30 protein-coding genes and 1 pseudogene are annotated in these 25,156 nt (G+C 61.6%); 20 read left to right on the plus strand and 11 right to left on the minus strand.

The window, feature by feature from the left end; translation table 11 throughout:
* Positions 1-25 precede the first annotated feature (25 nt).
* A complete protein-coding gene (locus tag G6K99_RS23385) occupies positions 26-157 on the minus strand; it encodes a hypothetical protein (protein WP_256413692.1) in 132 nt (43 codons plus the stop codon).
* A gap of 145 nt (positions 158-302) precedes the next feature.
* On the opposite strand from G6K99_RS23385, the gene G6K99_RS04535 reads away from it, so the two are divergent.
* A complete protein-coding gene (locus G6K99_RS04535) occupies positions 303-710 on the plus strand; it encodes a DUF930 domain-containing protein (protein ID WP_371816120.1) in 408 nt (135 codons plus the stop codon).
* Between the two features lie 23 nt (positions 711-733).
* Here the strand turns inward: G6K99_RS04535 and G6K99_RS04540 are convergent, their stop codons facing one another.
* On the minus strand, positions 734-1,906 hold the full coding sequence (locus G6K99_RS04540; protein ID WP_174195839.1) for an AI-2E family transporter: 1,173 nt from the start codon (positions 1,904-1,906) through the stop codon (positions 734-736).
* A 104-nt stretch (positions 1,907-2,010) separates the two neighbouring features.
* Positions 2,011-2,874 carry a VOC family protein gene (locus G6K99_RS04545; RefSeq protein ID WP_062579634.1) on the minus strand — a complete coding sequence of 288 codons (864 nt, stop codon included), beginning with the start codon at positions 2,872-2,874 and terminating at the stop codon, positions 2,011-2,013.
* Between the two features lie 321 nt (positions 2,875-3,195).
* Here G6K99_RS04545 and G6K99_RS04550 point away from each other — a divergent pair, with 321 nt between their 5' ends.
* The 4 genes from G6K99_RS04550 to G6K99_RS04565 all read left to right on the plus strand — a co-directional run bounded on the left by G6K99_RS04550 (position 3,196) and on the right by G6K99_RS04565 (position 5,911).
* Entirely contained in the window at positions 3,196-3,861 is a 666-nt protein-coding gene (locus G6K99_RS04550; RefSeq protein ID WP_062453491.1) for a hemolysin III family protein, read from the plus strand.
* Between the two features lie 89 nt (positions 3,862-3,950).
* The gene (locus G6K99_RS04555) at positions 3,951-4,451 is read left to right on the plus strand and encodes a GNAT family N-acetyltransferase (protein ID WP_062453490.1); all 501 of its coding nucleotides are present in this window, start codon (positions 3,951-3,953) and stop codon (positions 4,449-4,451) included.
* Positions 4,452-4,546: 95 nt separating this feature from the next.
* On the plus strand, positions 4,547-4,957 hold the full coding sequence (locus G6K99_RS04560; protein ID WP_092661642.1) for a cupin domain-containing protein: 411 nt from the start codon (positions 4,547-4,549) through the stop codon (positions 4,955-4,957).
* Between the two features lie 69 nt (positions 4,958-5,026).
* Positions 5,027-5,911, plus strand: coding sequence for an aldose 1-epimerase family protein (locus G6K99_RS04565; RefSeq protein WP_174195840.1), 885 nt, complete (start codon positions 5,027-5,029; stop codon positions 5,909-5,911).
* Between the two features lie 76 nt (positions 5,912-5,987).
* Here G6K99_RS04565 and msrB read toward each other — a convergent pair whose 3' ends face one another.
* Positions 5,988-6,398, minus strand: coding sequence for a peptide-methionine (R)-S-oxide reductase MsrB (gene msrB, locus G6K99_RS04570; protein ID WP_174195841.1), 411 nt, complete (start codon positions 6,396-6,398; stop codon positions 5,988-5,990).
* A gap of 173 nt (positions 6,399-6,571) precedes the next feature.
* Between msrB and G6K99_RS04575 the strand changes: the two genes are divergently transcribed.
* From G6K99_RS04575 to G6K99_RS04620, 10 genes and pseudogenes are all read left to right on the plus strand, one after another.
* Complete coding sequence (locus tag G6K99_RS04575; RefSeq protein WP_174195842.1) at positions 6,572-9,019, plus strand: putative monovalent cation/H+ antiporter subunit A; 2,448 nt, start codon at positions 6,572-6,574, stop codon at positions 9,017-9,019.
* Between the two features lie 295 nt (positions 9,020-9,314).
* Positions 9,315-9,722, plus strand: a pseudogene (locus tag G6K99_RS04580) (Na+/H+ antiporter subunit B); the annotation flags it as partial.
* A gap of 134 nt (positions 9,723-9,856) precedes the next feature.
* Entirely contained in the window at positions 9,857-10,234 is a 378-nt protein-coding gene (locus G6K99_RS04585) for a Na+/H+ antiporter subunit C (RefSeq protein WP_062453487.1), read from the plus strand.
* Between the two features lie 9 nt (positions 10,235-10,243).
* A complete protein-coding gene (locus G6K99_RS04590; protein ID WP_174195844.1) occupies positions 10,244-11,860 on the plus strand; it encodes a Na+/H+ antiporter subunit D in 1,617 nt (538 codons plus the stop codon).
* Positions 11,857-12,330, plus strand: coding sequence for a Na+/H+ antiporter subunit E (locus tag G6K99_RS04595; RefSeq protein ID WP_174195845.1), 474 nt, complete (start codon positions 11,857-11,859; stop codon positions 12,328-12,330). Before G6K99_RS04590 ends, G6K99_RS04595 begins: the two co-directional genes overlap by 4 nt.
* 17 nt (positions 12,331-12,347) lie before the next feature.
* Complete coding sequence (locus G6K99_RS04600) at positions 12,348-12,680, plus strand: cation:proton antiporter (protein WP_062454780.1); 333 nt, start codon at positions 12,348-12,350, stop codon at positions 12,678-12,680.
* Complete coding sequence (gene mnhG, locus G6K99_RS04605; protein ID WP_244474029.1) at positions 12,677-13,021, plus strand: monovalent cation/H(+) antiporter subunit G; 345 nt, start codon at positions 12,677-12,679, stop codon at positions 13,019-13,021. The genes G6K99_RS04600 and mnhG overlap by 4 nt, the downstream gene beginning before the upstream one ends.
* Before the next feature lie 414 nt (positions 13,022-13,435).
* Positions 13,436-13,867 carry a MucR family transcriptional regulator gene (locus G6K99_RS04610; protein WP_062453483.1) on the plus strand — a complete coding sequence of 144 codons (432 nt, stop codon included), beginning with the start codon at positions 13,436-13,438 and terminating at the stop codon, positions 13,865-13,867.
* Positions 13,868-14,091: 224 nt separating this feature from the next.
* Complete coding sequence (locus G6K99_RS23245; RefSeq protein WP_244631355.1) at positions 14,092-14,532, plus strand: helix-turn-helix domain-containing protein; 441 nt, start codon at positions 14,092-14,094, stop codon at positions 14,530-14,532.
* A gap of 22 nt (positions 14,533-14,554) precedes the next feature.
* The gene (locus G6K99_RS04620) at positions 14,555-15,322 is read left to right on the plus strand and encodes a DUF6456 domain-containing protein (RefSeq protein ID WP_174195846.1); all 768 of its coding nucleotides are present in this window, start codon (positions 14,555-14,557) and stop codon (positions 15,320-15,322) included.
* 5 nt (positions 15,323-15,327) lie between these two features.
* On the opposite strand, the gene G6K99_RS04625 is transcribed toward G6K99_RS04620, so the two are convergent.
* The 3 genes from G6K99_RS04625 to G6K99_RS04635 all read right to left on the minus strand — a co-directional run bounded on the left by G6K99_RS04625 (position 15,328) and on the right by G6K99_RS04635 (position 17,521).
* Positions 15,328-16,344, minus strand: a complete 1,017-nt coding sequence (locus tag G6K99_RS04625; RefSeq protein WP_174195847.1) for an acyltransferase — start codon at positions 16,342-16,344, stop codon at positions 15,328-15,330.
* A 134-nt stretch (positions 16,345-16,478) separates the two neighbouring features.
* A complete protein-coding gene (locus G6K99_RS04630; protein ID WP_062453480.1) occupies positions 16,479-16,901 on the minus strand; it encodes a SufE family protein in 423 nt (140 codons plus the stop codon).
* Between the two features lie 182 nt (positions 16,902-17,083).
* Positions 17,084-17,521: a DUF5330 domain-containing protein gene (locus G6K99_RS04635; RefSeq protein ID WP_092661655.1), complete on the minus strand. Its 438-nt coding sequence runs from the start codon at positions 17,519-17,521 to the stop codon at positions 17,084-17,086.
* Positions 17,522-17,977: 456 nt separating this feature from the next.
* Between G6K99_RS04635 and G6K99_RS04640 the strand changes: the two genes are divergently transcribed.
* Both G6K99_RS04640 and G6K99_RS04645 read left to right on the plus strand, forming a co-directional pair.
* Positions 17,978-19,585, plus strand: coding sequence for a HAMP domain-containing sensor histidine kinase (locus G6K99_RS04640; RefSeq protein WP_162237973.1), 1,608 nt, complete (start codon positions 17,978-17,980; stop codon positions 19,583-19,585).
* Complete coding sequence (locus tag G6K99_RS04645) at positions 19,557-20,738, plus strand: peptidoglycan-binding domain-containing protein (protein ID WP_174195848.1); 1,182 nt, start codon at positions 19,557-19,559, stop codon at positions 20,736-20,738. The genes G6K99_RS04640 and G6K99_RS04645 overlap by 29 nt, the downstream gene beginning before the upstream one ends.
* Before the next feature lie 31 nt (positions 20,739-20,769).
* Here the strand turns inward: G6K99_RS04645 and G6K99_RS04650 are convergent, their stop codons facing one another.
* Positions 20,770-20,931: a Thivi_2564 family membrane protein gene (locus tag G6K99_RS04650; protein WP_092662461.1), complete on the minus strand. Its 162-nt coding sequence runs from the start codon at positions 20,929-20,931 to the stop codon at positions 20,770-20,772.
* A 146-nt stretch (positions 20,932-21,077) separates the two neighbouring features.
* On the opposite strand from G6K99_RS04650, the gene G6K99_RS04655 reads away from it, so the two are divergent.
* Positions 21,078-21,428, plus strand: a complete 351-nt coding sequence (locus G6K99_RS04655; RefSeq protein ID WP_092661659.1) for a DUF1491 family protein — start codon at positions 21,078-21,080, stop codon at positions 21,426-21,428.
* Between the two features lie 3 nt (positions 21,429-21,431).
* Here G6K99_RS04655 and G6K99_RS04660 read toward each other — a convergent pair whose 3' ends face one another.
* Positions 21,432-22,523: a DUF2336 domain-containing protein gene (locus G6K99_RS04660; protein WP_174195849.1), complete on the minus strand. Its 1,092-nt coding sequence runs from the start codon at positions 22,521-22,523 to the stop codon at positions 21,432-21,434.
* A 655-nt stretch (positions 22,524-23,178) separates the two neighbouring features.
* Here G6K99_RS04660 and G6K99_RS04665 point away from each other — a divergent pair.
* Positions 23,179-23,352 carry a hypothetical protein gene (locus tag G6K99_RS04665; protein WP_156461810.1) on the plus strand — a complete coding sequence of 58 codons (174 nt, stop codon included), beginning with the start codon at positions 23,179-23,181 and terminating at the stop codon, positions 23,350-23,352.
* 17 nt (positions 23,353-23,369) lie between these two features.
* On the opposite strand, the gene G6K99_RS04670 is transcribed toward G6K99_RS04665, so the two are convergent.
* Positions 23,370-23,951, minus strand: coding sequence for a DUF1254 domain-containing protein (locus tag G6K99_RS04670; protein ID WP_174195850.1), 582 nt, complete (start codon positions 23,949-23,951; stop codon positions 23,370-23,372).
* On the minus strand, positions 23,948-24,532 hold the full coding sequence (locus G6K99_RS04675; RefSeq protein WP_174195851.1) for a DUF1214 domain-containing protein: 585 nt from the start codon (positions 24,530-24,532) through the stop codon (positions 23,948-23,950). Before G6K99_RS04675 ends, G6K99_RS04670 begins: the two co-directional genes overlap by 4 nt.
* Positions 24,533-24,728: 196 nt before the next feature.
* On the opposite strand from G6K99_RS04675, the gene G6K99_RS04680 reads away from it, so the two are divergent.
* Positions 24,729-25,049, plus strand: a complete 321-nt coding sequence (locus G6K99_RS04680; protein WP_092661661.1) for a HigA family addiction module antitoxin — start codon at positions 24,729-24,731, stop codon at positions 25,047-25,049.
* Positions 25,050-25,156 lie beyond the last annotated feature (107 nt).

Raw genomic sequence — 25,156 nt, forward strand, 5'->3', positions numbered from 1 at the left:
AGGCAAGCGGGCAAGCCGCGTGAGCCTACTTCTTCTCAGGCTCGCGGGACTTGGCGAGAGGTGCGAGGTCACGGTGCTGCTGCCAGAATATGAAGGCGACGACCGATGATAGCCCAATGCCACTCATCAGGAATACCATCGCCAGTTCGGCTGTCATCTGTTCAGTCCGCTTTGCATGATGCCGATTCCGGTCCCGACCACCTAAAGAATACGCGCCAAGATAATTCCCGCTCTGGTAGGTGGTCAACGACGAATCCGTCTTCTAGTTTCCGCCCCGTCCGAGTCACTTTGGATAGGATTCCATGACGATACTGCTGCCCGCCCGGGCATCCATGACAGGCGCTCTCCTGATTTGCGCCGCCTCCACCCTGCCTGCCCACGCGCTCGACGGCCGCATTGTTCGCCAGCTGAACGCCCTTGCACCGGAAGAAAGAGTCGAACAGCGCTGCGATCTCGAGGCGATGGATCGCCTGCGCAAGGAAGGCGATTTCCGCCCCGACAAGGTGATCGCCTACACGTTTTCAGACCCGGTCGGGAACGACAACGGCCTCAAGGCAACCGGCGCAGCGTTCCGCAGCGGCGGTGACTGGTTCAAGCTGAAATTCAAGTGCGAGACCAACGCTGAAGGGCTCAGCGTCATCGCCTTCGACTACAAGGTCGGGTCCAAGATCCCGCGCGAGGAATGGGACAAGTACTACCTTTACGACTGACGGGTCGCTGACATCGCCGGGCTTTAGCCCGGCAGATGCGGAACGGTCTTCTTTTCTGGAAACAGTTCCGACAGTACGGTCATCATGATCAGCGACAGGGGCAGCGCCAGCATGGCGCCGACGGCACCCCACATCCATGTCCAGAACAGGATGGCGACGAACACGACAAAGGGATTGATCTCCCACTGCCGGCCCATGATCGCGGGGAAGATCAGGTTTTCCATCAGCAAGTGCACCGAGAAGAACACGATCGCGGGCAGCAGTCCAAGGAGAAGGGTGTCATGCGTGATGATGCCACCTGCTGCAACCGCGAGGGTCATGATCGTGATCCCGAGAAACGGGATGAAGCTCGACAGGAATGCGAACAGACCCCAGAGAAGCGGCATGCTGAGGCCGCCGAAATAGGCGATTGCGATCATCACGACGCCGAGACCGAGATAGAGCACGCTCGCAGTCGCAAAATAATAGCCGAGAACCTGATCGATTGCGTTCAGCACACGGATCGCAATCAGCCTCTGGTGACGCCGCGGGAAGGCGAGGATGAGGGTACGGCGAAGTCTAAGCCTGCCGTAGAGAAACAGAAGCAGCGCCGCAAAGAAGATCATGCCCTGCACGACGGCCGGCGTCAGATTGGCGGTAACGACGCTGAGGATGTTGCCGGAATTCTCCAACAGCGCCTGCATCGACATCGGCCCGGTTTCGAACGTGGCCGGCGAGATGTTCAGCCATTCCTGGCGCTGCAGAAATGGCATCATCCGGTCGATCATGCGTTGCAGAAAGCTCGGACCTTCCTGGATCATCATCGCAAACGGTTCGGCCAGCGCGTTGACGACCAGAAAGACCGCGGCGAACACAGCGCTGGAGAGGATGATCGCAATGCCGAATTTGGGTACGCCCAGGCGGCCAAGCTTATCCGCGACCAGACCGAGAATCAGTCCGACGACGACGGCAAGCGTGACAGGGATAAGCACCAGCGACATCATGTGGACGATGGCGAAGAAAACGATCGCAAAGATGCCGATCACGGCCCAGGCCTTGGCGACTTCCAGCGCCTCGCGCCCCAGCACGAGGCTCTCATCGGCGTCTTCGCTCTCCAGGCCGGAAATGACGGCATCCTTGCGATGCGCAGACCGGTTGGCGGCAAAGTCGATCAGCCGTTTTTTAGGATTGGCTGCGCGCGTGCTCGTCATGGCCATGAATTGTCTGATGTCCTCGTTGTCGCGATCAACGCAAAAACAGTGTTCCGGTTCCGGAATACTGCTCAGGTTTACGATCGCAACGATCAGGAATTCAGCGCGCGTTACGCAGCAAGCGTCAGGCCGATGCCCCACGGGTCTCTGAGAGCCCAGCCCTCGGCGGTTTTGGTTGTCGCGATTTCGTGCTTTTCCAGTGCGGAAAGAGCATTCGCCAGGGCCGACTGATCGTTGAACTTCACGGTGTAATCGGAAAGCCCGGTCATGTTTTCAAGCCGGGTCGTCGCGCCGCGGCTGTTCCAAACGTTGGCAGCGATATGGTGATGGTAGTCGCCGGTCGCGAAAAAGCTCGCACCGGGATACCGCGCCATGATCTTCAGGCCCAGCACGTCGCGGTAAAAGGCGTCCGCCTGCGGAATGTCGCCGACCTGAAGATGGATATGACCGAGCGCTGTTCCCTCAGCCATTCCGGCAAATGCCGCCTGGGGCGCGCTGTTATAAAGCTCCTGAAGGTTCAGCCGGTCGGTCGCCATCGCCACGGTGCCGTCCTGATGGTAGGTCCATTCCGTGGGCGTGCGGTCGCGGTAGATCTCGATGCCGTTGCCTTCGGGATCGGAAAGATAGAGCGCCTCGCTCACCAGATGATCCGATGCGCCTTCGAGCTGGATATTGTTATGCGCTGCATGGGCCAGCCATTGGGCAAGCTCAAGGCGGCCCGGCACCAGAAAGGCCGTGTGGAAGAGGCCGGCCGCATTGCGCGGCGCGCGGGCCACGTTGCCGCCCGTCGTCAGCGTCAGAAGCGGCACGCCGGCGACGCCCAGAACCTCACCGCTCGGCGTCTTTTCAAGCACCGAAAGCCCGATGATTGTCTGGTAGAAACCGGAGACGCGAGCAAGATCGTTGACCACCAGATGCGCCCGCCCGACATGCAGCGGGCGGCTGAGTGCAAACGGCTGCTGCTGTTCTGTCATGATCTGTCCTCCAGCTTTCAACGGGATCGAAATGACGACGCGCCATGCGCAATCTTTCCACAGTTATGCGCGCCATCGATCGTTCACGATAGTGAGCAGTTCGGCGATAGATTGTTCTCGATTTATTGACGCTGGGGCGGCCGCCTCTAGCCGTCCAGGCTTCATTGCCGCCGTTCCCGCACCATCCGGAACCGGCTCGTGCGGCCACAGTTTTAGGCTCATGACCAAGAGTTGAAACCATCGGAAATTTATTGTGAATCGCGCAGTCTTGCCAAGCTTTCCGCTCGGCCCCATTCTTGGGACCGGTATGGAAGGTGGGTAATGAGCGATCTCTTCAAATTTGGCAGAAACTACGATTTTCACGAGATCGTCGCGGATGGGATTGTCCATGGCATCGGACTGGTCTTCGCCCTGATCGGTGCCACGGCCCTGATCTTTTACGCCACCATGTGGTCGAGCCATGGCGAGATCGTTGCCGCCTGGATCTACGGGATCGGGCTGATCCTTTGCCTGTCGATCTCGTTTACCTACAACATATGGCCGCACTCGCCGACCAAGTGGCTGCTGCGGCGGTTCGACCATTCGGCGATCTTCATCCTGATCGCCGCCACCTATACGCCATTCCTCCAGCGCGGCGCCTCTGACCCTTGGATCTTCGGGATGCTGATCGCGATCTGGGCGACAGCGATTTTCGGTATCCTGATCAAATGCTTTTTCCCCGGCCGGTTCGACCGGCTGACCATCCTTCTCTATCTTGCCATGGGCTGGAGCGGGTTGATGGTTGCGGAACCTGTCTCGGCCTACCTGCCGCCGATCTCCGCATTGCTGATTGTTATCGGCGGCCTGATCTATTCGCTCGGCGTCATCTTCCACGTGTGGGAAAGACTGCGCTTCCAGAATGCCATCTGGCATTCCTTTGTCGTCGCGGCCGCCGCCGTCCACTATAGTGCAGTCATGACCTGCTTCAGCCTGTCGGCCAGTGCCTGACCGATCGTGTGCCCAAGACGCCAGCCCGCTTTACACGCTGCGGCCGTCTGATAAAGTGGACGGGCAATCACTATAATGGACGATAGCCAGTGCCCCCTTTGATCCGCGATGCCACCGAAGCCGACCTGCCGGCGATCCTCGAGATCTATAACGACGCCGTCGCCAATACGACCGCGATCTGGAACGAGACGCTGGTCGATCTCGCCAACCGTCGCGACTGGTTTGCCGCACGCCGGGCGAGGGGATTTCCGGTTCTGGTCGCTGACGAGGACGGGGTCGTCAAAGGCTACGCATCCTACGGCGACTGGCGCGCCTTCGAGGGCTTCAGGCACACGGTGGAACATTCCGTCTATGTGCACCGCGAGGCCCGCGGCGAGGGCATCGGCCGTCTGCTGATGCGCGAGCTGATCACCCGCGCCGCGTCGAACGGCATTCATGTGATGATCGCCTGCGTCGAAGCGGGCAACGCCGCCTCCATCCGTCTGCATGAAAGGCTCGGTTTCCGCCTGACCGGCACGTTTTCCGAAGTCGGCATCAAATTCGGCCGCTGGCTCGATCTTGCCTGCATGGAGCTCAGGGTCGCGGGCTGACGTCCTTCGCTTTCTCGTGGCACTTCCGTCCGAACGGCCTATATGCTGGCTGACATCGCATTCGCATCAATCGCATGACGACGAAGGATCTTTCCATGGATATCAAGCGTGTTGGCTCGCAGGCCTCCAAGAAGCAGCCGGCAGAGTATTTCACCGGCACAGTCCGCCTCGATCCACTGAATTCCGCACCGGCACCGGCCCGTGTCGTTGCAGCATCGGTCACGTTCGAACCCGGCGCCCGCACCAACTGGCACACCCATCCGCTCGGCCAGACGCTGGTTGTTACCTCGGGTTCCGGCCTCACCCAGACCTGGGGCGGTCCGGTCCGGGTAATCCGCGCCGGTGATGTCGTCTGGTTTTCGCCGGGCGAAAAGCACTGGCACGGCGCATCGTCGCAGACGGCCATGACCCATATTGCCATCGGGGAAGCGCTCGACGGCAAGACCGCCGACTGGATGGAGGCGGTCAGCGACGATCAATATGCGATTCCCCCGGAAACCGTCTGATCGTCATCTAACCGACGCGCAGGGTAGGCAATCCTGCGCCTCAAGCCTGAAATTTGCCAGGAGAGCCGCATGTCCGCTGCATCAGATGATACTATGACCCGTATCGCCAACGATCGTATCTCCGTTGAAATCTCCCCCCTCGGTGCGGAAATGCAGTCGCTGAAGACGGCGGATGGGCGCAACTTTCTCTGGAACGGCGACGCCGCCTTCTGGGCCGGCCGCTCGCCGATCCTCTTCCCGATCGTCGGCAAGGCGCCCTCCGATACCGTGATGATCGAAGGCAAACCCTATCCGATGGCGCAGCACGGTTTTGCCCGCCGCTCGACCTTCACGCTCGCCGCGTCCGAGGAGACCAGCTGCCGCTTCGAGCTTGCATCATCCGATACCACCCGCAGCGTCTACCCGTTCGATTTCCGCCTCGCCGTCACCCATTCGGTCGACGGTTCGAAACTCACGATTTCGGCGGAGGTGGAAAACCGCAGCGACCGGCCCATGCCCTTCGGCCTCGGTTTCCACACCGCCTTCCTCTGGCCGCTGCCGGGTGGAGAAGGCCAGGCCCATACGATCGTGCTCGACAACGGTGGCGAACCGGCGATGACGCGCCTGTCCGGCGGGCTGATCGACCCCACGCCACTTGCCTCGCCGTTCACGTCCGGCAAGCTGACGCTGTCGCACGACATGTTCGATGAAGACGCGATGATTTTCGCAGAAGGTGCCGGAACGGGCCTGACCTATGCGGCGGAAGGCGGCCCGGAGCTGAAGTTTTCCTTCGACAACCTGCCAAACCTCGCGCTCTGGCAAAAGCTCAACGGCCCTTTCCTCTGCATCGAGCCCTGGCACGGAACGGCTGCCCAGAACGGGACCAGTGCCGATCTCGAATCGCGTCCCTACACCGTCACGCTGCCCGCCGGGCAAACCGCGCAATTTGCGTTTACGGTCGAGTTGCCGGGGTAAGCCAAACGAAAACAGCGGCCCGGATGGGGCCGCTGTCAATTTCAAGTCGGTACTTTGGTGACATCCGTCCCGCTGACTAATCTGCCGGGCGGAAATTCATCGAGTGGCCGTTGATGCAGTAGCGCAGGCCGGTCGGTGGCGGGCCGTCTGGGAAGACGTGGCCGAGATGGCCGTTGCAGGTGGCGCAGCGGACTTCGGTGCGCACCATGCCGTGCGTGGTATCACGCAGTTCGGTCACCGCATCGGGGCTGACAGCCTCAAAGTAGCTCGGCCAGCCGCAGCCGCTGTCGAACTTGGTATCCGACACGAACAGATCCGTGCCGCAACCGGCGCAGCTGTAGATGCCTTTATCCTTGGCGTTCCAGTACGGCCCGGTAAAGGGACGCTCCGTGCCCGCCTGGCGCAGGATCTGATACTGCTCGGGCGTCAGCTCTTCGCGCCATTCTGCATCTGTCTTCTGAACTTTGTTGGTGATCACGTCGGACATCGGATCCATCCTTTCATTGTAAGACTTAGATAGGTGCGTTCAGCCTGTCGATAAAGGTCACGGTGCCGTGTTTCTTGCCCGTCAATGCTTGAGGGACAGACGGGTTTCCCTTAGAAACCGTGGGGCGCTGCCGCTCGGCAGGGATTTGCGAGGATACTCAACGGGAGGGGACCATGGCCGCCACCACGCCGGCATTGACCTTCGCGGCACTCATGCTGCCGTTTCTTGCAGCACTTCTTGCCCCCATGCTCTCGCGCCTGATGGGCCATCGCGCAGCGCTTGTTCTCGCACTTGCACCCGCCTTGGCCTGCCTTCATTTCCTGAGCTTCCTTCCGGAAATTGCCGCCGGAGAATCTGCCACGGGCGGCTATGTCTGGGTGCCGAGTTTCAACCTGTCCTTCTCCTGGTTTCTCGACGGCCTGTCGCTCACCTTCGCGCTGCTGATCACCGGCATCGGCACGCTGATCGTGCTGTATTCTGGCGCCTACATGAAGGGCCACCCACAGCAGGGCCGCTTCCTCGCCTTCATCCTGTTCTTTATGGGTGCCATGCTGGGATTGGTCGTCTCCGACAGTTTTCTCATGCTGTTCGTCTATTGGGAACTGACCTCGATCGCCTCCTTCCTGCTGATCGGCTTCGATCACGACCGGGCAGAGGCACGAAGGGCTGCGCTGCAGGCGCTGGTCGTCACCGGCGGCGGCGGGTTGGCGCTTCTTGCCGGCCTTGTTCTCCTCTGGAACGTCACCGGCATCACCCAGCTGTCGCTGCTTCTGCATTCGGGCCTACCGCTCAGCGCCAGCCCCCAGTATTTCGCCATTCTTCTTCTGGTTCTCGCCGGCTGCTTTACCAAGTCGGCTCAGTTTCCGTTCCATTTCTGGCTGCCCAACGCCATGCAGGCGCCGACGCCCGTCTCGGCCTACCTGCATTCCGCAACCATGGTAAAGGCCGGCGTCTATCTCCTGATGCGGCTGCAGCCGGTTCTCGGCGATACGCCCGCCTGGGAAATCCTGCTTCCCTTCTTCGGCGGCATCACGCTGATCTCCGGCGCGCTTCTCGGGTTGAGGCAGACCGACCTCAAGATGATGCTCGCCTATACGACGATGGCCTCGCTCGGCCTCATGGTGATGCTGACCGGGTTCGGCTCCGACCATGCGATCGAGGCCGCGGTGCTTTATCTCATCGCCCATTCGCTGTTCAAAGGCGCGCTGTTCATGGTGGCCGGCGCCATCGACCACGAGACGGGCACGCGCGAGATCTCGAAACTGGGCGGCCTGCGCAAGGCGATGCCCGTTACCTTTGCAGCGGCAGCGCTTGCGGCCCTCTCCATGGCCGGCCTGCCGCTGTTCTTCGGATTTCTCGCCAAGGAAGAGATCTATCTGGCGCTCGTCGACGGCAATCCGCGAGCGATCTTCTTTCTCTGCCTCGCCGTCATCGGCAACGCGCTGATGGGAGCGCTGGCGCTGGCGATCGGTTTCAAACCTTTTCTCGGTCCAAACCGCCCGGATCTTGGGCCCGTCCATGAAGGGCCATGGGGCCTGTGGCTCGGCCCCGTCGTTCTCGCGCTGCTCGGACTTTTAGCGGGCGTTTTCTCGGGCACCGCGCACCAGTATTTTTCAACACCCATGGCAAGCGCCGTGCTGCATGAAAACACGGTCATCGACATCTCCACCGTGCCGCATCTCGGTCTGCCGCTTCTCCTCTCGGTCCTCACCCTGATTCTTGCGGGTCTGGTCCTGTGGCAGTTGGAGACGGCACGCGGGTTGATGCGAAGACTGTTCGATGCGCTCGGTCCCGGGCCCGATCGCGGTTTCGACCATGCGGTTCAAGGCCTCATCCGCCTGTCAGTCGTCTTGACCCGCATTCTCCAGCCCGGCCGGCTGGAAATCTATGTCACCGCCACCTTCATCCTTTTGGCGCTTACCCTGCTGGTGCCGCCCTTCCTGTTCAACGAATTCCCTGCCATGCCGGCGTTCCCGCAGACCGTTGCCCTGCACGAATGGGTGTTTCTCGGCATTGCCGTGATCGGTGTTGCGGCGGTGCTGCGCGCGGCCGACCGGCTGACGGCAATCGTCGCGCTCGGCATCCAGGGCTTTGCCATCGCCGTTCTCTTCCTCCTGTTTGGCGCGCCGGATCTGTCGTTCACCCAGTTCATGGTCGAAACGCTCTCGGTCGTCATTCTGGCGCTGGTCATGACGCGCCTCCGTCTGACGCCTTCCGATCACCGGCCGCTCCTCCAGCGCCTGTTCGACGGCACGATCGCGCTCGCCTGCGGCACCGGCTTTACGCTGCTGCTGCTCAAATCCGTGGAGACGCCGTTCGACAACGCGCTGACGGACTTCTTCAACGCCTATTCCAAGGTCATCGCCCACGGTGCCAACGTCGTGAACGTCATCATCGTCGACTTCCGCGGCGTCGACACGCTGGGCGAAATCGCCGTCGTCATGATCACCGGGCTCGCGGTTCTGGCGCTCGTCCGGGTCCGGGCCGGGACGAAGACGGAACTTGGGGCAGGGGGCGCGAAACGGACGGCGACAGCTATCCCCAACGGAAAGACAGCGGCCAAAGCCCCGACCACCAAAGCCCCGCAGGCCAAACCATCGACCGGGAGACCAGACCGATGATCAAAGCCCGGACGCTTCCCCCAACGTCCCTCATTCCTGTGCTTGTCACAGGAACCCAGCCGCGGCGCGTCCGCGCCGTGAATGACGCGTCTCGCGCGACCACCTCTCCCGCACCCAAGGACTTGGGTGCGCTGGCTTCCTGTGACAGGCACAGGAATGAGGGGAGTGTGGAGCAACGTCGCGCTGGCAGGGTGGAACGCAGTCGTGCTGGACGGCTGGGCCACGGGAATACGGCAAGGCTGAACCACAGGAACGAGCGGCGGGTGACAGAAAGCTTCGAACAGGTGGCCCTGCCATGAACACCATCATTCTTCGCACCGTCGCCCCGGTCGTCACTGCACTGACGCTGCTCTTTTCGGTCTTTGTTCTGTTGCGCGGCCATAACGAGCCGGGCGGCGGATTTATTGGAGGTCTGATCGCTGTGTCGGGTCTGGCGATCTACGGGATTGCATTCGGCACCGGTGCGGTGCGCCGGGCCTTGCGCTTTCATCCGATGGCAATCGCCGGGGCGGGCCTTCTGATCGCCATGCTGTCGGGCCTCGTGTCGATCTTTGCCGGCGTGCCCTTCATGACCGGGCTGTGGATCACGCCGAGCCTGTTCGGCACGGACATTCCGCTGTCGACGGTCATATCCTTCGATCTCGGCGTTTACCTCGTCGTGCTCGGCGCCATCACCTCGATCGTGCTGGCGCTGGAACAGGAACCCGGTCCTGAGTTTCCCGCTCCGGCATTGCGCGGCACGACGTCGCGGCGCGCCGAAGCGGCTGCCTCCGCAAGGGAGGGCGCGCCAGATCCGGTAACGAAGAAGAAGCGCCGCAAATCGGGAGGAAAACGCTGATGGAAACGCCGCTCGCGATCCTGATCGGCCTCTTCTTTTCGGCCGCGATCTATCTCATGCTGTCGAAATTCACCGTCCGTATTCTCCTTGGCGTCGTGCTGCTCGGCAATGGCGTCAACCTGCTGCTGTTTACCGCCGGCGGCCTGACGCGTTCGGTCCCGGCGATCATTCCGGCGGGCGCAGACACGCTGTCCCATACCGCCGCCAACCCGCTGCCGCAGGCGCTGATCCTGACGGCTATCGTGATTTCGTTTTCGTTCTTCGCTTTTCTCCTCGTGCTCACCTACCGCGCTTTTCAGGATCTCGGCAGCGACAATTCCGACGAGATGCGACTGGCGGAACCCCGCGACGAACCATCGCCGCCGATGGGATATTGAGGACGTTTGATGGCATCCCCCGCAACATCCCCCGTTGATCTCGCAGCCGCCCTGGTCCTCACCCCGCCGCCGCTCGGCGACTGGCTGGTGATCCTGCCCGTCGTGCTGATGATCGGCGCCGGCGCAATTCTCCTGATGGTGCGCAAGTCCGTCCGCCTCCACGGCGGGATCGCCATTGCAGCGCTGCTTCTGCTCGTCCTCGTCAATGGAAGCCTGCTTTTGCGGGTGATCGAAAACGGCCCGGTGACGATGGTCATGGGCCGCTGGCTGCCACCGTTCGGCATCGCCTTCACGGCCGATCTGTTCGGTGCCACGATGGCACTGACGGCCTCGCTCGTGGCACTCGCCGCCGGCATCTTCGCGCTCAGGGATATCGATGGCTCCGGACGACGCTACGGTTTCTATCCCTTCCTGATGCTGCTGATGGCGGGCGTCTCGGGTGCCTTCCTCACCGGTGATATCTTCAACCTCTATGTCTGGTTCGAGGTCCTGCTGATTTCCTCGTTCGGCCTTCTGATCCTGGGATCACGACCCGAACAGATCGATGGCGCGCTCAAATACGCGGTCCTGAACCTGATCGCCACGACGCTGTTCCTGATCTCGGTCGGGTATCTTTATTCGCTGTTCGGCACGCTCAACATGGCCGATATTGCGCTGAAGGCCGGCGACCTCTCGGGCACGGCACCGCTCGTCACGCTGACGGCGCTGTTTACCTTTGCCTTTGCCATGAAGGCGGCAGCCTTTCCGCTCAACTTCTGGCTGCCCGCCTCCTATCACACGCCGCGCATCGTCGTGTCGGCGCTGTTCGGCGCGCTCCTCACCAAGGTGGGCATCTACGCGCTGATCCGCGTCACGGTCATGCTTCTGCCGGTGGAGCGAGAGGTGCTGAGCCCCGCCATTGCCACACTCGCCATTCTGACACTGATAACGGGTGCCCTGGGTGCGCTGGCGCAGAGCGATATCCGCAAACTTGCCGGCTACCTTGTCATCGCCGGCATCGGCAACATGCTGGCGGGCGTGGCGATCGGGTCTCCGGCCGCCATTTCCGGCGCCATCTTTTATGCGCTGCATTCGATGGTGGCGATGACGGCGCTCTATCTCGTGGTCGGCGAGGCGGCCCGCCGCGCAAGCCTGCTTTCCGGGGACGAAAACCAAGCAAACCGCTGGTCGCTGCATACGCTCGGCGGGCTCTACCGGTCGTCGCCGGGTTTCACGGCGGTGTCGCTTCTCGTGTTCCTCGCCGTCGCCGGCCTGCCGCCGCTGTCGGGTCTGTGGCCGAAGATCATGCTTCTGAAAGCCGCGATGGACATCAACGCATGGTGGCTTGCCGCCGCCATTCTCGTCTCTTCCTTTCTCGTCACCCTCACGCTTGGCCGGATCGTGCTTCTCGCCTACTGGCGGCAGGGGCCTGAATCCGCGGCCGGCCTTGAGCGACAGACTGCAGTTCGCGGCGACTGGCGGCTGTCGCTGCCGCTGTGCGCCCTCGTTCTGCTGGCCGCCGGGTTCGGCCTGTTTCCGGAACATCTTCTGTCGCTGACGCAATCGGCCGCCGAGGGACTTGCCGGCCCGTCCGCCTATATCCGTTCGGTCTTTCCGGACGCCCTGCCGTCGGGAGGCATAAGATGACGTCATTCATCCGCGCTTGCGTCTTTGCCGTCATCTGGGTGGCGATCACGGGCAGCGCCACCATCCTCAACCTTGTGTTCGGCTTTGCCGTCGCAGCGCTCGCGCTCTGGGTCGTGCGTGGCGAGATCGACCGCGCCAGCCGTAAGATGCGGATAGGCCGGATGCTCTCGCTCCTCGTCCTGTTTATCAGGGAACTGGCGATGTCGGCCTGGAAGGTGGCGGTCCTCGTCACGAGACCGAGGCTCGACGTCAAACCCGGAATTTTCTCCTTTCCGTTGACGGTCAGCCGCGATTTCGAGATCACGCTTCTTGCCAACCTCATCACGCTCACGCCGGGCACGCTGTCGGTGGATGTCTCGGCCGACCGCAAGTTCCTCTTCGTGCACGCGCTTGACGCCTCCGATATCGACGCGACCAAGCGGGAAATCGCGGATGGCTTCGAGCGCAAGATCCTGGAGGCATTCGAATGACCGTGTCCGATCCGTCAATGGCCGCGACGATCCTGTCTGTCTCCACCTGGCTTGCCATGGCGGTCCTGTCGGTCGCGTTCCTGTTGACCATCCGGCGGGTGGTGGCGGGACCGACGCTGCCGGACCGTGTGCTTGCGCTCGACATGCTGGTCGGCATCGTCATCGGCTTTATCGCGCTGATTGCCATCCGAACCGGCTTCAACCTCTATATCGATATCGCCATCGCGCTCGGCCTCGTCGGCTTCCTGTCGACCGTCGCCTTTGCCCGCTTCATCATGCCGCGCGTCACCGATGCCGCGAAAGATCCAGCGACATCCGGCAAGACACGCGTGCAAAGGAGGAAACGCTGATGGATCTCGTCGTTTCGCTTGTCGTCTCCGTCCTCGTCCTTGCCGGCGCCTGCTTTTCGCTGATTGCCGCAATCGGCATCAACCGGCTGCCGGATCTCTATACCCGCATGCACGCAGCCTCGAAGGCCGGCACGGTCGGTTCGGGTCTGCTGCTGCTCGCTGTCGGGGTCTATGCCGAGGATCTGCCGGTCCTTGCCCGCGCAATTGCAGGCTTTCTGTTCTTCGTCCTGACGGCCCCGGTTTCGGCGCATCTTCTGGCCGTCGCTGCCCGCCGCGCCGGCTATCCGATGAGCGAACATTCGCTCCACGATGAGATGAAAGCGCACGAAGAATCAATATAGAGGCCGCAATTCGAGCTATAAGCCCGTCATAAAGGCGTCTTTTTTCGATACACTATCAGTTATCAGGTCTTCCCCCGGCTTTACCATCAGAATTCGATCGGCATTACTAGATTTCGCAGTTGGATTTTGGGGGTCCGGATGCTAATTCAGGTGCAGTAGAACCCTGAAATTGTTCTCTTGCGGATTATTTCTCGTGTAAAACGCACAATACGTCTCAGAATTGTGTGCCTATGCGGGAATTGTCCGAAGTAAACAATGTCCGGTGGTATTTATGATCGGCTTCGCGCGCGAGACTTAGGGGTAGGTTTCAGTCTTCGGACAGTGTGCGGGCAGTGGGATGCCATCGTGGTTCTGCAGGATGCGGGTGTTGGTCGGCTCTCGCAACCGTCCGCGAATTACGAACAGGAGACGAAAATGACAGAAATCGCATTGGGCAAAGGCCCGGACCTGCTGGTGGAACTGACAGCAGATATCGTGGCTGCCTATGTGAGCAACCACGTCGTTCCGGTCGGCGACCTTTCAGGACTGATTGCCGACGTTCATACGGCACTGAGTGGCACGGCATCGCCGACGCCCGTCGTGGCCGTGGTTGAAAAGCCGAAGCCGCCGGTCCCGATCAAGAAGTCCATCGAGGACGATTACCTGATCTGCCTGGAAGACGGCATGAAGTTCAAGTCGCTGAAGCGACACCTCATGACCCATTACAACATGACGCCGGAAGAATACCGCGAAAAGTGGGGCCTGCCGTCCGACTATCCGATGGTCGCTCCCGCCTATGCGGAAGCCCGCTCGCGTCTTGCAAAGGAAATGGGCCTCGGCCAGCGCCGCAAGCGCGCCAAGGCTTGATCAGCCTTTAACAGACGGCCTTTAACAGACGGCAGCAGTAACACTGCCAATCAAGAGAACCGGGCGCACGCCCGGTTTTTTGTTGTCTAGAGATAGGAAAAAAATCATAATTAGATTCCTGATGCTTAGCTCGGATGGCGGCCTCTAGGGTGCATTTCGTATTTCCATCCGTCTCTTCCTCCGCTACCGTATGTGAATTAATTCCTAGAAGTGGAGGAGCTGTCATGCCTGCCGAACCGTCCGCCGGGGCAATACCCGTTTCGCCCAGCCTCAGCGTTTCCGGCCGTTCCACCGCACGGATGGCCGCCGGCGCATCCGCGCCTTCCGGGGTAACGCTTCGAATCGGTCGAAAGCCGAAACCCACATGCCTGATCGTGTTTCAGCTCGTCTCGGAAATGGTGTTCCTCTTCGGAGACCGGGTCATGGTCCGGCGCGACCGCCGAAGGCTTGCCGCCCATTCCCGCCAGATCGCCATGTATGTCTGCCACGTGGCGCTGTCGATCTCGGTCGATGACATCGCCACAAGCTTCGGCCGGGAGCGATCAACCGTCGCCCATGCCTGCCATCTGGTCGAGGACCGCCGCGACAACCCGGCCTTTGACGATTTCGTTTCCGCCGTCGAACGGATGGTCACCTCCGTCTTCGGTGAAGCGGATGAGGGCTGAAGCTGAAAGAGGAGACGGGTCGATGAAGGATGAAAAGAGCAAAGAGCGTCTGCGTCTTGTGCGCTTGCTGCGCCAGCTTTTGAAAAACGACGGCCTGATCTCGGATGTCGAGACGGCGCATGGTCGCGACCTCGTGCACCAGGCCGTGTCGCTGGGCCTTGCTGTCCAGCAGGATGGCCGGCTTTCGGCGTCGGCTGAGGCCATGTCCTATCTGCGCCGGGCCGTGGCGGAGCGGGAGGAAGAGGGGTTTGCCGCTCAGCATGGCGAGATCGAACGGGTCGGGTTGGTGGTGGAGGGCATTAGCCAGACGGTGCGGCGCAATCTCGCCGAATCGCCGCTCGGCACTGTCGCAAGGCTGAAGGACAGGGACGGGTCGGCCTTCCTGCCATCAGCCGCCGTCGAGGCGGGTGAGCGGCTGCTTGCCGATTTCACCCGCGGTCAGCTGCAGCCCAAGATCACCGCCTCGTGGGAGCCGCGCCTGTCCAGCCGTGCTGATGGCGGCCGCGGCGGGCAGGCGGATGTGGCCGGCAGCGCCATCGACGCACGACGCCGGTTTGGTGCGGCCGTGGAGGCGATGGGACCGGAACTGTCGGGCGTCGCCGTCGACGTCTGCTGCTTTTCGAAAGGGCTGGAACTGGTCGAACGGGAGCGGCAATGGCCGGCACGCTCCGCCAAGCTGATGCTGCGCACCGCACTTCTTGCTCTCGGCCGGCACTACGATCCGCCGCGGCCGGATCCCCGCCGCCGCAGCCACAGTTGGGGAGCAGACGATTACCGGCCGATCCTCTGACAACGTCAGACCGCAGCTATGGCCTGGCGCCTGCGAAACAGGTTGAGGCCGTTGATGTATTTCCGGGCCGGCTGCTCCACCCCGTAGAAGCTCACAAGCGTTGCCACAAACATCGCGGCGACAAGGATAGGCGTCGCCCACCAGGGAGCGATCTCGGCCACCTTGTAGAAGGGCTGCTTCCACAGATAGAGCGAATAGGACCAGATGCCGATCATGGCGAGCGGCTGGAACGACAGGGCGCCGAGCGCTGCCTTTGGCGCCAAATCGATCGTGTTGATGGCAAAGGCGAGAAGCAGCGTCCCGACCGTATAGCGGGCCATATCCGGCGCCGGCAGGATCCACAGCGACAGACCCAGGATCGCGGCGACAATGGGAGCCGCAGCCGGGACGCGAACCTTGTCGATGAGCACGAACAGCGCCACCGACGCAAAGATCGAGGCCATCCGCACATCGCTCAGCCAGTACACGCTCATGGCGCCCGGTTCGGCAAGACTGGTGCGGATCGCACCGTTTGCCATTGCGGCGATGGCAATTGCCAGGCTGACGAAAGCCGCAGCCCTCGCATTGCGGATGACGACGACGACGAGAAGGGCGAGCAGAACATAACTGTGTTCCTCGACCGACAGCGACCAGACATGCCCCAGCACCGACGACGTGTGGGTCCAGGCCTCGTAATAGTTCGTGGTGAAGGTGATCGCCGCGAGATAGGCGGAAGGCTCCAGCAGGAGATGCGGCGGCGCGCCAGCAAGCCCGCCGACGACGGAGACGGCGAGCATCGCCGTGGCAAACACCAGGAGCGCCGGATAGATGCGGGAGAACCGACGCTGGAAGAAGGTCGGAATGTCGGTCTTGCGGACGAGCAGGATATCGGCCATCAGCCGTCCGCTCAAGACGAAGAAGAGTTCGACGCCGAGTGAACCGAAGGGCAGAAGCCCGCCTGAGAAATGGTCGGCGATCACGAACAGGATCGCGATGCCGCGCCATCCGTCCAGGTATGCGATACGGTTTGCCTTGTCCTGCATCCTGCTGCCCTGTGGTTGCTTTTAAACAAGCGAGTAGAGCATCAGTATAACAACGAGGATCGGCAGTCCTTCACGTCCGGGTGAGCGGGACTACTATCGTGCGACAGGGTTAATACCGGAAATCCGTGTCTTGATCAGGCGGCCTGCATGATCACCGCTTCCTGACGGATGCGCTTGACCATCGAGCGCAGGCCATTCGCGCGCTGTGCCGAAAGATGCTCCACAAGGCCAATCTTGTCGAACACCTCGATGGCATCCGTGGAGGCGATTTCAGACGCATGTTTGCCGGAATAGACCGACAGCACGATCGCGACGAGCCCGCGCACGATATGCGCATCGCTGTCGCCCTCGAACGTCATCACGGGGTCGGCGCTGTCATCGCTGCCGTGGCTGACGACCCAGACCTGGCTGGCGCAGCCCTGTACCTTGTTTTCCGCAGTCTTCTTGTCGTCGGAAAGGTCGGGCATGGCCTTGCCGAGTTCGATCACATAGCGATAGCGATCCTCCCACTCTTCGAGATAGGCGAAATCGTCGATGATCTGTTCGATGCTGGCCATGGCGTGCGGTCCCGTTTGCGCCTTCATATAGGCGGTCACAGCCTCGATTAAAGCAAAAAAATCACCGTGAGGATGTTGGTCCTCACGGCGTCAGCAACAGGCTGATGAGAGTTAAGGCAGTCCGGCACCGGGAACCGTGGCACGAGACCCGGTGCAAGCTTTGAAATTCGTTGAAGAAGCGGTCAGAGCGTCGGGCGCTTGAGCGGCACCGGAATGTTGCGGGGGATCGTGCCGGTCGCAACCTGCTCGCCGCGGGGGGTCTCGATGCTGATGTCGGAAAGCGAACCTGATGGCATCGGGGTGGCTTCTGGGTCGGCCTTCATGGCAAGCTTCGGCTGGCCGTCGCCGAACTGCTTGTCGAGAAGCTCGTAGGCGACACGGGCACCTTCCTTGGCGCGGACACCAAGCACGGCAAGCGTGTCGGCGCCCTTTTCGCAGACTTCGGGACGTTCGCTGCAGATCGCACTGATATACTGATAGGCGCCGCTTGCGGCAGACACCGCATCGGCCACCTGGAGCGGCGAAATGTTGGCGTCATCGGAGGCCGGCTCGGCGCTGAAATAGGACAGCACCACCAGCACGGCTGCGAAGAACACACTTCCCTTGATCAGAAACCACATCGTCTTGGTCCACCTGTTTTGCCCGTTTTCGGGCGTGCCGGCTAAGCTCCAGTCGTCTGGCTTGCCTGTTCCGGTCTTGACGTCAATCTAGCCGCGGGGAGCGAACATCGCTTTGACGGGTTCGCTCGGGTTTTCGGCAAATTCGATTAAAATGCGACCTTTCCTTGCTCGGGCGGCGGGGTGGACGGATGCTTCCGGACAATTTTAACAAACCGGATTAAGCATAAATGGGGCGGCCCGCCCACGCGCCAAGGGTTGTCGGTCCGCCGATCTGCCCCAATGGTTAATGTATCAGGAAAAATCAAACCAATTCCGACGCTTACGCCCTGTTAACCACAATCAGAAAACAAGCCGTGGATGTGTGCCAAAGCCGGAAAACGGGGCCCTGGACGGGGCTGCGGAAGCCTGTCTTTATAGTTTCCTTAAGCGCACGAGCCCTATTGTGAAGCCTCGAATATGAGACTGAGTAGGTTTTGCGTGCGCGTATTGAGTGACATTGCCGAGAGGGCGGTTCTGCTGGTTGACGGGGCTGCATCCCGTTGGCTGCGACGCATCGGCGAGGGCGAAACCGTCTCTGCCGCGGCCGTCGCGTCGCTGCGCCGGCTTGCCTTTTGCGGTGGCGTCGCCTTCGTCGCCGTGCCGGCTCTTCTCTCCGTCTTTATGAAGCCGGCACTGGCTCTGCCGCTTGGCGCAACCGTCGTTTCGGCGCTCTTTCTGATTCTCGCAGCGCTTGCCTTTGCATGGCCCCGCAATGTCGCCCGGCCGGTCGCCAACGCGCCAGCCGTCGATGATATCGCCTTTCATGCCTGCCCCGGCCTCGCCCTCATCGTCGATCCGCAGGGACGGGTGGTCAAGCTTGGCGGTCGCGACCACGCCGCATTCCCGGACAAGCTGAAAGCCGGCCTTGGCGAAATGCTGGCCGAAATCGTCCATGTTTCCGATCGCCTGGCGCTTCTTCAGGCCGTCGATACGCTGCGCCAGGGTGGCCGCAACGCAATCGTCGACATCCGTGTCGAACGTCCCTTCAGCGCCGTCGGCGGCCGGCAGTTCCTGCATATGTCGTTCGACATGTCGGCGATCCGCGACGGCGAAGGCGATCTGGTCCAGATCTTCGTCCAGGCGCTCGATCGCAGTGCCGAAGAGCGCCTGCGGGTCGAAGCCGAAAATCGCACGATCGAGGCGCAGTCGGCCCATGAGGCGAAGTCGCGCTTCCTCGCCGCCGTCAGCCACGAGCTGCGCACCCCGCTCAATGCGATCCTCGGCTTTTCCGATGTTCTGGCCGGCGAATATTTCGGCAAGCTCGCCAATGACCGCCAGCGTGAATATGTCGGCCTCATCCGCCAGTCGGGCGGCCACCTCCTGTCGGTCGTCACCACCATGCTCGACATGTCGAAGATCGAGGCCGGCCGTTACGAGCTGCTCGCCGAACCCTTCCATATCAGCGAAGCGGTCGAAGCCTGCCGTGCGATGCTCGATCACTCGGCTCGCGAAAAGGGCGTCACGCTGACAGCGCGCACCAATCGTAACCTTGCCGAAGTGGTGGCCGACCGTCGCGCGCTGCAGCAGGTCCTGATCAACCTTGCCGGCAACGCCATCAAGTTCACGCCGGCTGGCGGCGTCGTCTCGATCGATGCCACCGTTGTGGCCGGCAAGCTGGTGATCACGGTCAGCGATACCGGTATCGGCATTGCCGCAGACAAGCTTGCGACGATTGGCCAGCCGTTTACGCAAATCGAAAACGATTTGAGCCGCCAGTATGAAGGCACGGGCCTCGGCCTGTCGCTGGTCAAGGGCCTGATCGCCCTGCACGGCGGCCGCTTCACGATCGAAAGCCGTCTCGGCGAGGGTACCGTCGTCACGATCGCCCTGCCAGCCGATGGGTCCGGCATCGAAGGCGCAGCCGTGGATGACGGTGAGGAGAGGGTGGAATTTCCGCCGCGCCTCATGATATCCAACAAGCCAGGCACGAATAGGCAGCAAGCCCACATCGCTCCCGAAATACTTACGACCATGATGGACGAAGAGGATTTTACCGATGGCCCCGCGAAAGCGAAAATCGCCTGAGAGGCGCAAACCGGCAAAACGGCCGGCGCTTGCCCTTCGCGCGGTGACCGCGACGGGGGGAATTGTTGGTGGCGTCGTGGGCGGCGTCCTGACACGCCATCCGCGTCCTGTGTTGGGCGCGGCAGGCTTTGTCGTTCTGTTCAGTTTCGTCGCCGCCAATGCGCTCTGGTACCAGCCGGGCGGACATCCGTCGCCCTTCCTTGCCACACGCGATCCGAAAGACCCGAACGCCATCGCCGGCTACCGGCCCTACAAGCGCATGCCGGCAGAAGACGTCACCACGTTCCGCATCGAACGGTCCGGCGATGCCAAGCCCGTCATCGAACCGGTCGAACAGCCTGCCGAGCAGACCGCTGTCCAACCGGCTCCAATGCCGGCACCCATGCCGGCTCCCGCTGTCGATCCGATCACGACGCTCATCACCGCAGCACCGCCGGTCCCCGGTTCCGACCAGGATCGTGAGCTGGTTGCCGAAATCCAGCGTGAGCTGACGAAGCGCGGTCTCTATGACGGGGCCGATGACGGCGTTACCGGTCCGCGCACCCAGTCGGCCATCGTGCTGTATCAGCAGCGCATGGGGCTGCCGCAATCCGGAGAGGCCGGCAGCGATCTGCTGGCGGCGCTGAAGGCGGAACGCAAGCCCTCGACCGGCTCGCCCTCGAGCGCTGCCGTGCATGTCCCCGTACCCCAGCCATCGGGCGTTGCAAAACCCGCGGCTGACGAGACGGCCCGCGTGCAGCCAAAGCCGATGGCGCAGCCGAAGACGGTGCCTGCGAACCGGCCGGCCGAAAATATCAGTCTGAAGAGTGAAGACCCGGTGGCGGCGGCGATCCGCTCGTCCGAAACCGGAGGTTCGCGGTCGGGCCAGATCCGCATCCCGCCCGCGGATATTCCGACTGGCGGATTGCGTCCGTCGCCTGCGGTCGCGAAGTCGAACGCCGTCATGACGGCGGATATCCCGGCGCCGAAGCTCGTGCTGCAGATCCAGCGTGGGCTGCAGAACATTGCCTATTCGGATGTCGAAGTGGATGGGGTTGCCGGTGCACAGACGAAGGCGGCGATACGCCGTTTCGAAAAGCATTACCGGTTGCCGGAGACCGGTGAACCAAGCGAAGCGGTTTTGAAGAAACTGAAGGCGATCGGCGCGCTCTAAGCCTGAAGCCGCAAGCGCGCCGGGTCGGTTGTTAGAACACGGCCAGATACTTCAGCAGCGCGATGATGCCGATGATCAGTACGATAACCTGGATGATCTGCTTGATCCGTGCTTCGAGCGGCAGGCGCGCGACAAGATAAAGTACGAGGACGATCACGAGGAAGGTGATCAGAATGCTGATAAGAACGCTCAAGGCCCACTCCTTTTTGGCAAAAATGCGGTAGTGGGGTGGGAAATATGACAGCGGTGCCGAAAGGAAAGGGTTGCCAAGCCTTTACCCTCACTTTCTTTTGATTATTTTCGCTTAACGATGCCGTCCTCAGCCGCTATGACGCTGTAATGCGCCTTAAAACCCACATATTTGTCTCCGCCCTGACCCGCCGCGTCTTTGCCATGGGCGACTACGCAGCGGTCGAGAAAAAGGGTGCCGAGGAGGCTGGTGCCATCTTCATCCGCCAACGATTTCGCGATGGCACCGAAACGCTTTATGCGCCGGCACCGCAAAACTTCTTTGACGACGAGGACGATGGCGGGCGCAAGTTCGAACGGCGTCTGGTGCGGGCAGAGCCCGATACGGTGCGCGAGACGATCGATCGCGAAAAGCGCTTCGATCCGGATCTCTGGGTGGTCGAGATCGAGGTTGACGAGATCGGCGACCTGATCGAGGTCGTCAGCGCCGATGCTCGATAGGCCTTACCGGCCGCGGCCGGCGCGTCTCATGCTGGCCGATGTACGGAATGGCCGCTCGGCCTCTTCGGTCGCGTGGGGGGCAGGGGCCTCGACGGGTTGCGCAACCGGTCGCTCCGCATAGGTATAGCCGTCGGCCCGGCGCCAGGCTTCGAGCCTTCGTCCACATTCGTCGATATCGAGAACCAGCCACATGGCCGTTGCCCGGCTTGCACCGTCAAGCTGTTCGTGTGCGAGGTGACCGTAGAACCTTTCCAGGACGAAGACGGCTTCCGCTTCGTCCATGAACAGACCCTTGAGCGTCGTCGCCAGCTGCTGGCCGGAGATATCGAGCATGATCCGTTGTGCGAGCCAGCGGCTGGCCGACAGCGCGTCTGCCAGAACGCCGGCAAACAGCGTCGCCTCGCGGGCACGGGCAAATCGGACCAGAAGGGCGGCATGCGTTTCGCTGAGCTGCCGCAGACCCTGCCGGTCGTCGCTCTGGCGTTCCATATGGCCGGCCAGAAGCTTGATGCGGCGGCGCAGCTCCTCTTCGCGCGCAGCCCGGGCTTCCTCGGGCAGCAGAAAGTCGTCTTCGGCCTTTGCGGTCTCGACCGGCGTGTCTGCCGGGGATTCGACCACGGTCGACATGGCCTCGATCGCGGCAGCGGGAAGCTCGCGCCGTTCGGTGATCGGCCTTGCGATCGTATCATAGCGCATGCCGACCAGCGCATCGATGACGATCGGCGACAGGCTTTCGCGCTTGGCGATCGCGCGGGCGTGGTTGACGCCCTGGCTGCGGGCGATGGTGATCAGCGCATCGTTGGAAAGGCAGGGCGAGGCAATCAGGAAGGGTGCGGCGACCGCGATCGGCTGGCTTCCGATGAAAAAGGCGACGGCCGGCGGAATGGCGGGTGATTGCGAAAGGGCTGCCACCGCATCGCGGCGGGCTTCTTCCGAAGAGGCGGCAAACAGCGGTGCGAACAGCTCGGCGAACTGTCTCAGTTCGGAGCGGGAAGGACGCGACAGGCTTTCGAAGCTCGTGACGGTGGCCATCAACACCACATCCTTTTTTCGCATGGCTTGTGGCCTCTCAAGGTCTCGAAACTCGTTGGTCACGGGCAACTCTCATCTACGCAATACATGTCCGAAACGCGTGATGCCGCCGGGGTAAACACGCGCCCCGGTGCATCTCATCTACCTGTGCCTGGGGAACTCCCCGGAGCATATTCCGCCGGATGCAGCTGTCTCTCGCGCCGCGCCCGTCGGTTTCGCCTTGGTTTACCAGATGCTAACGCTTTGAGGGTTAACGGTCAGTGAAAGCGGCTCGTTTTGGCGCACCGATGACCGCTCGAAAACGACAAAATCGTGCCGTTCGAAGACTGTGAAGTTTGAATGACGCGGTGAACAACGATGCCGTTTTGGCGTTCATCAGCCTGATACCAGCATACGTCGATATCAACTGCCATATTAGAATTAACTCACTGTTAATCCACGTCTGGCTGTATTGGTCTGTAACCGGGCCGTAGCATCCGGTTTTATAAGCGTCGGGGCACCCTGAAAGCCCGTAAGACTGGGTAGATGGCCCGAAGGCTCGCATAACGACCGTGAGGTCGCTTTTCTAAGGTAATGTCGCTGCGCCGCGATTGGGCGCTCTGACGAGAAGGACGCGGATGTTCCTGCCGTATCAGGCAGGTCGCGTCAGCCCCGAAAGGGCAGGGTGAGATATCTTCGTCTTCATCCGTCTCGAATTCGTAAAGTCACGGAGACGAGCATGGCAGAGATCGTGATACTGAACAAATGGCGTGACCAGCATGGCCGCAAGCCGCAGATCCGCATCGGCGAAGCCGATCCCGGCGAAGTGGTGCTGTTTACCGGCGTGCGCTACGAGCGTTTCGACGACCGGATGGACCGCAAGGCCGAAAACCACGCCGTCCGCGCCGAGTAGGCCGGTACGAAACGGACCTAGAAGCGGCTTCTGCCGCGCCACTGGAACGCGCCACAATCCGCGTTCTTCAGAAACTGCGTGGCTGCCTCGGAAAAACTCGCCTGCGGCGTCAGCGCCCGCAGCACTGCATAGCCTTCGCCCGACTGGCTCTCGACAAGGATCGACTGGCTGATCCCGGTGGGCAGGCTTTTGCGCAGCATCGTCATCTGCGTCGGCGTCGCGATCACCACATCCAGCATGCCGCCCGGCGACGTTCGGTCGTTGATGCTGAACACCTCGTTGGACGCCCCGTCATAGATCCCGAGCGACCAGAACGGCAGGCCGGTATTTTCAGCCGTCAGCCTGACCGGGCCTTCCGATACGTCAAAACCGCAGACCGCGGTCTCCACGAACGGATCGTCCTTGGAAAGACCGGCCCGGTCCGCCGTTTCGGTCAGTCGGTAGAACCGTTGCGTTTCGCCTTCCTTCAGCACCCGCGTATAGGCATCGTTTTCCGAAAAATGCGGCAGTGCGAGCACGATGATCAAATGCAGCAGTGCTGCCCCGACCAGTCCTGCCGCGACAGCAAACGCCAGACCTGTGAAAAACCGCCGGATCATGGGCCGCATCCGATCTTTTCAATGAGCGGCATGGCAAGGTCGATCAGTCCGGAACTGCCCGCGGTCGGCGTGTCGAACAGGGTGAGGACGAGCCTGAAGTCCCCGCTTTGTGTGAGAGCCAGCCAGTTGCCGGACTTGGCCGTCGGCGATGCGGTGATTTCGAACTCGCCATTCGGCTGGCGCAGCGTGATGCGCGAATTGAGCGCCTGCGGCAAATCCGACGACAGCAAGGGTGAAGCAGCCCCGGGCGCCTGCGCAAACAGCGTCCAGAACCGTGCCTGCGGCGTGTGACCCCGGATCCTGTAGGAGCAGCTTGCCACAAGCCGCTCGCCTGTCATGTCGGTCGTCGCGGTAAAGGTCAGGCCTTCGGCGCTGGCATAGAGAAGCTTGCCGGCATTGGCCCGGTGCGATTTGGCATAAGGGTCTGCATCGGCCGTCTGCGCCTGCGGAAACGCCTCCCAAGGCCCGATCCGGAGCACCCCGAACCCGGTCGTCGCATCAAGCGCCAGCCGGGTCGACCAGATCCCGCCGCCGAATGCGATGGCAAGTGCAACGGCGATGAGGAAGGGAATACGGAACACGGGATTGGCTTTGTGTCTTTTTGGAGCGTTCGCGAAGGGTTAGCATTGTTTGGCGGGAAGGGGGAAGGGCCTCGCGCGGCATATTGAAATCTATGCCGATCGATCCGGCCCGGCCTGCAGTGTCGAGATGGAAGTAACGATCCCCATCGAACGGAAATAGTGAATAGATTTCGTCTGAACTGATGGAGGCCCGAGCATGTCGAAATCGTCAATTACCAAGGCTGATGCTGAATGGCTGCCGAACCCGCATCCCGGCGAGATTCTTCTGGAGGATTTCTTAAAGCCGATGCAGCTTAGCCAGAACGGGCTTGCCTGTGCCGTCGGCGTTCCACCCCGGCGCATCAACGAGATCGTGCTTGGCAAGCGCGCGATCACAGCCGATACGGATCTCCGTCTGGCACGCTATTTCGGCATGTCGGAAGGCGTCTTTCTCGGCCTGCAGGCTGATTACGAGCTTCTTCGCCGCCGCCGCGAACTCGGAGATGAGCTCGAGCGGATCACTCCGCGCGCTGTCTGAGGCCAACCCACCTAGCGCCGCACTTCCAGATTGATCGGCGTCACCTTTGCCGTCGACTGTTTCGGCTGATGCCGGGTCGATATCGAGCCCGTCACGGGACCGGCTTC

Origin of the sequence: Neorhizobium sp. AL 9.2.2 (genome assembly GCF_013317225.1) — a bacterium.
Classification (GTDB): Bacteria; Pseudomonadota; Alphaproteobacteria; order Rhizobiales; family Rhizobiaceae; genus Neorhizobium; species Neorhizobium soli.

Bases quoted from the DNA above. Each gene is read 5' to 3' on its own strand.
- G6K99_RS04655 (WP_092661659.1), top strand. From the start codon at position 21,078: ATGCGCCTTAAAACCCACATATTTGTCTCCGCCCTGACCCGCCGCGTC.
- G6K99_RS04590 (WP_174195844.1), top strand. From the start codon at position 10,244: ATGGCATCCCCCGCAACATCCCCCGTTGATCTCGCAGCCGCCCTGGTC.
- G6K99_RS04575 (WP_174195842.1), top strand. From the start codon at position 6,572: ATGGCCGCCACCACGCCGGCATTGACCTTCGCGGCACTCATGCTGCCG.
- G6K99_RS23245 (WP_244631355.1), top strand. From the start codon at position 14,092: ATGCCTGCCGAACCGTCCGCCGGGGCAATACCCGTTTCGCCCAGCCTC.
- G6K99_RS04620 (WP_174195846.1), top strand. From the start codon at position 14,555: ATGAAGGATGAAAAGAGCAAAGAGCGTCTGCGTCTTGTGCGCTTGCTG.
- G6K99_RS04630 (WP_062453480.1), bottom strand. From the start codon at position 16,901: ATGGCCAGCATCGAACAGATCATCGACGATTTCGCCTATCTCGAAGAG.
- G6K99_RS04680 (WP_092661661.1), top strand. From the start codon at position 24,729: ATGTCGAAATCGTCAATTACCAAGGCTGATGCTGAATGGCTGCCGAAC.
- G6K99_RS04540 (WP_174195839.1), bottom strand. From the start codon at position 1,906: ATGGCCATGACGAGCACGCGCGCAGCCAATCCTAAAAAACGGCTGATC.
- G6K99_RS04550 (WP_062453491.1), top strand. From the start codon at position 3,196: ATGAGCGATCTCTTCAAATTTGGCAGAAACTACGATTTTCACGAGATC.
- G6K99_RS04670 (WP_174195850.1), bottom strand. From the start codon at position 23,951: ATGATCCGGCGGTTTTTCACAGGTCTGGCGTTTGCTGTCGCGGCAGGA.
- msrB (WP_174195841.1), bottom strand. From the start codon at position 6,398: ATGTCCGACGTGATCACCAACAAAGTTCAGAAGACAGATGCAGAATGG.
- G6K99_RS04585 (WP_062453487.1), top strand. From the start codon at position 9,857: ATGGAAACGCCGCTCGCGATCCTGATCGGCCTCTTCTTTTCGGCCGCG.
- G6K99_RS04535 (WP_371816120.1), top strand. From the start codon at position 303: ATGACGATACTGCTGCCCGCCCGGGCATCCATGACAGGCGCTCTCCTG.
- G6K99_RS04610 (WP_062453483.1), top strand. From the start codon at position 13,436: ATGACAGAAATCGCATTGGGCAAAGGCCCGGACCTGCTGGTGGAACTG.
- G6K99_RS04600 (WP_062454780.1), top strand. From the start codon at position 12,348: ATGGCCGCGACGATCCTGTCTGTCTCCACCTGGCTTGCCATGGCGGTC.
- G6K99_RS04565 (WP_174195840.1), top strand. From the start codon at position 5,027: ATGTCCGCTGCATCAGATGATACTATGACCCGTATCGCCAACGATCGT.
- G6K99_RS04635 (WP_092661655.1), bottom strand. From the start codon at position 17,521: ATGTGGTTTCTGATCAAGGGAAGTGTGTTCTTCGCAGCCGTGCTGGTG.
- G6K99_RS04545 (WP_062579634.1), bottom strand. From the start codon at position 2,874: ATGACAGAACAGCAGCAGCCGTTTGCACTCAGCCGCCCGCTGCATGTC.
- G6K99_RS04560 (WP_092661642.1), top strand. From the start codon at position 4,547: ATGGATATCAAGCGTGTTGGCTCGCAGGCCTCCAAGAAGCAGCCGGCA.
- G6K99_RS04665 (WP_156461810.1), top strand. From the start codon at position 23,179: ATGGCAGAGATCGTGATACTGAACAAATGGCGTGACCAGCATGGCCGC.
- G6K99_RS04645 (WP_174195848.1), top strand. From the start codon at position 19,557: ATGGCCCCGCGAAAGCGAAAATCGCCTGAGAGGCGCAAACCGGCAAAA.
- G6K99_RS04625 (WP_174195847.1), bottom strand. From the start codon at position 16,344: ATGCAGGACAAGGCAAACCGTATCGCATACCTGGACGGATGGCGCGGC.
- G6K99_RS23385 (WP_256413692.1), bottom strand. From the start codon at position 157: ATGACAGCCGAACTGGCGATGGTATTCCTGATGAGTGGCATTGGGCTA.
- G6K99_RS04595 (WP_174195845.1), top strand. From the start codon at position 11,857: ATGACGTCATTCATCCGCGCTTGCGTCTTTGCCGTCATCTGGGTGGCG.
- G6K99_RS04640 (WP_162237973.1), top strand. From the start codon at position 17,978: ATGAGACTGAGTAGGTTTTGCGTGCGCGTATTGAGTGACATTGCCGAG.